General features: G+C 41.1%; 2 protein-coding genes and 1 pseudogene. All 3 read right to left on the reverse strand.

Translation table 11 applies throughout. The annotated features are described in order from the left end of the window. Positions 1-111 precede the first annotated feature (111 nt). The gene (locus NB504_RS02795) at positions 112-654 is read right to left on the reverse strand and encodes a DinB family protein (protein WP_258428222.1); all 543 of its coding nucleotides are present in this window, start codon (positions 652-654) and stop codon (positions 112-114) included. Positions 655-885: 231 nt separating this feature from the next. Continuing rightward, a complete protein-coding gene (locus NB504_RS02800; protein ID WP_258428223.1) occupies positions 886-1,134 on the reverse strand; it encodes a DUF3297 family protein in 249 nt (82 codons plus the stop codon). 792 nt (positions 1,135-1,926) lie between these two features. Then, positions 1,927-2,807, reverse strand: a pseudogene (locus NB504_RS02810) (hypothetical protein). Positions 2,808-2,821: the final 14 nt, after the last annotated feature.

Consider the following 2,821-nt stretch of genomic DNA (forward strand, 5'->3'; position numbering starts at 1 on the left):
ATTAAGGGGTGAACAACGCTACCACCCAAACCTAAAGCATTGTGCCATAAACACTAAATTTGAAGTAGAAGCAAAAGTGCCAAGCGTTGAGAATCCCTCTTAAATTGCTTGTTATGTACGTGCTCCCTCTGGCACGATCATAGGCAGGTCTGTACAGCCAAAGTCTAAACCAAACTGGCTTAGCAAACAGGTAAGCTGGCCTGTATGGTGAGTTTGATGATTGAAAATATGTTGGTAAAACTCACCAACGGTCCTTTGAATCACCTGCCCTTCTGTTGTCGTGTACCTGACTATTTGGTTACAGCTATCAGCGGTAAACTGATTAGTGATTTCAATGTAGATCGAGTCTACAAGTTCTCGTAATTCAGAGAGTTCGTCTAGATTCGAAGCGAACGTGTCAGAAACTGACTTAGAAACGGGTAATTTCTTTAAAACTGTAGCTTCAACTGGTACTAGCTCATTTGCTACAAGGCGCTGGAGCATAATCAAGTCACCGAACAAGATATGATTCCAGTGAGCCATGATTGTAGGGAAAAATGAGCTGGTATTCTGATGCAACTGCTCATGAGTCAACTGACTGCAAACACCAAGTAACTGCTTATTCATTCGCTGATTATACAGCGCCAACATTCTGAAATTTGAGGATAAATCCATTTGACCTCCAAAGTACATAACGCCCGGCTAAGGGGTTGACAACGCACCGCCGGACTTAAAAAACACACTTAAACACTGAACTTCAATTTTGCACTAAAATCGCCAAGCGTTGGCAATCCCTCTTGAGCCGTTTGTTATATGTTTGGATGAGAAACCTAGCTAGATCTTGAGTGCAATGCATTGAATTACATAGTTATCAACACATTGCATGCGGACGGTATAAAATGCAGCTTATTTATAAAAAGCTTCAACTTCACCTTTTAACTTAATCAGCATCGGCTGGCCAAAACGATCTTTAGCTTTTGGTGACGGAATTTTCACCCACCCTTCACTAATGCAGTATTCTTCAACATCAGTACGCTCTTTGCCATTTAGACGAATGCCAATGTAATGTTCAAAGCACTCCGCTACATAGTGTGGGCTGCGAGGATTACCAGCAAGGTGATCCGGCAAAGCGGGTTTAGCTGTAGTGTCGTTCATATTCATAACCTAAAATATGTAAAAAAGTGCGCTATTGTAGACAATACAAGCCGACCGCTCAACATAGTAAAGATGCTATTTCATATGCGGTATAGAACGCAGAACTAGATGGCATATAACGCCCGGCTAAGGGGTTGACAACGCACCACCGAACTCAAAAAACACACCGTAAACACTGAACTTCAATTTTGCACTAAAGCCGCCACGCGTTGGCAATCCCTCTTGAGCCGCTTGTTAGCTGATGCACTTTAGCCGGAGATTTACTACCCAACGGCCTAATTTAAAACACATTATTGCTTTCAAGCGGCAAAGTAGAACGGATAGCTGAGAAACTAAAACCTAATCCACGAAACGCACTTGGCAAAGAAGAAATAACAGGAAAACTGACGACCCTCTAAGACTTCAATTTACAAAGAATTATGTCGAAGAAGCCAACAACCAAGTGCGCAAAATCCATTTAAGCGCGAAAGAGCTTCAAAACCAAAGAAACCACACCAAAGAAATAAACAAACACACCACTTCCCGTAAGAAGACTTCGGTTAGTTCAAGCACTTCACGAACAGTGCCACTGGCGAGATACGCGGAAAAATGATGACTTTCAGGTGTAAAGCTAGAGCCTCAGACTAAGAAAAATAAGCGCTTAATTTTATGGCTTTTCTTAACCTCAGCTAACGCCCGCTTAAGGGGCAGACAACGCTACTGCCAACTTACCGCATAACACCGTAATCACAAAAACCAACGCATAGTAAAAATACCACGCGTTGGCTGTCCCTCTTGAAGCGTTTGTTAGTTTCATTTCGCGCACATCCTAGTTTGGTAATCTGCCACTCTCGCTAATCTAGCTGTCTGCTCAGGATATTGATTCTGTAGAAAACACAATGCATCTGCTAACGTAATTTGATGTAAATTAACACTGTTCTCAAAAACTAATGACTCGATTTGAGCCCGAAAATCTTCATAGCGATCACTCATCCAGCACAAATTCCATATGTTTGAATCTAATTCATCGTCTGGGTCTTCTAGTGGGCTGACAGCCTGTATATTGAGATTACACAACATTGATTCATACTGGATATTTGAAAGCCTATCTTTACAACGAATTATCCAAGCCAATGTGATGAGGTTATGACCAAAAAATCCGGGCTTAGAATATCGCCTTCACGATTCGGGGTTGATAACATCGGCTCACTTTGGTGTTCTTCACCTATAAAAGTAGATGTTACAAACTCTGTGAGTCGATTTAAAAATATTGGGATCGAGTCTGGTGATAACAACTTATAAACTTCATTCAAAGCGAGCAAAATGGTTACATTATGCGATAGATATTCACTGTGTCTCGATGCCCGTGAAACATAATGCTGAAATATATCCGTAAATCCTTTTTCGTCATGCCATTGAGACATTGCCTGATAAGATGCTGGGTATATTCCGCGCTCTAGAATCCTGTGTCGACGGACGCTGGAAAAATTTACTTGTTGAACTGTATCGGTGTAATTACATGAAATCTTTAATGCATCCTGTTCAATTAATCGACTGACTTGCACCAATAGTTTTTCTGAACAGTCCAAATATTCACAGAGAAACTTTGTTGATAAATATGCTTTTAGGGCATGCGGCTGATGGATAATCGCGCTGCTATATAGTGCTTGTTCTAATAAATGTTGAAATGTCATTTTTCCTCCATGAA

Origin of the sequence: Vibrio sp. RM-69-4, assembly GCF_024743775.1 — a bacterium.
Classification (GTDB): Bacteria; Pseudomonadota; Gammaproteobacteria; order Enterobacterales; family Vibrionaceae; genus Vibrio; species Vibrio anguillarum.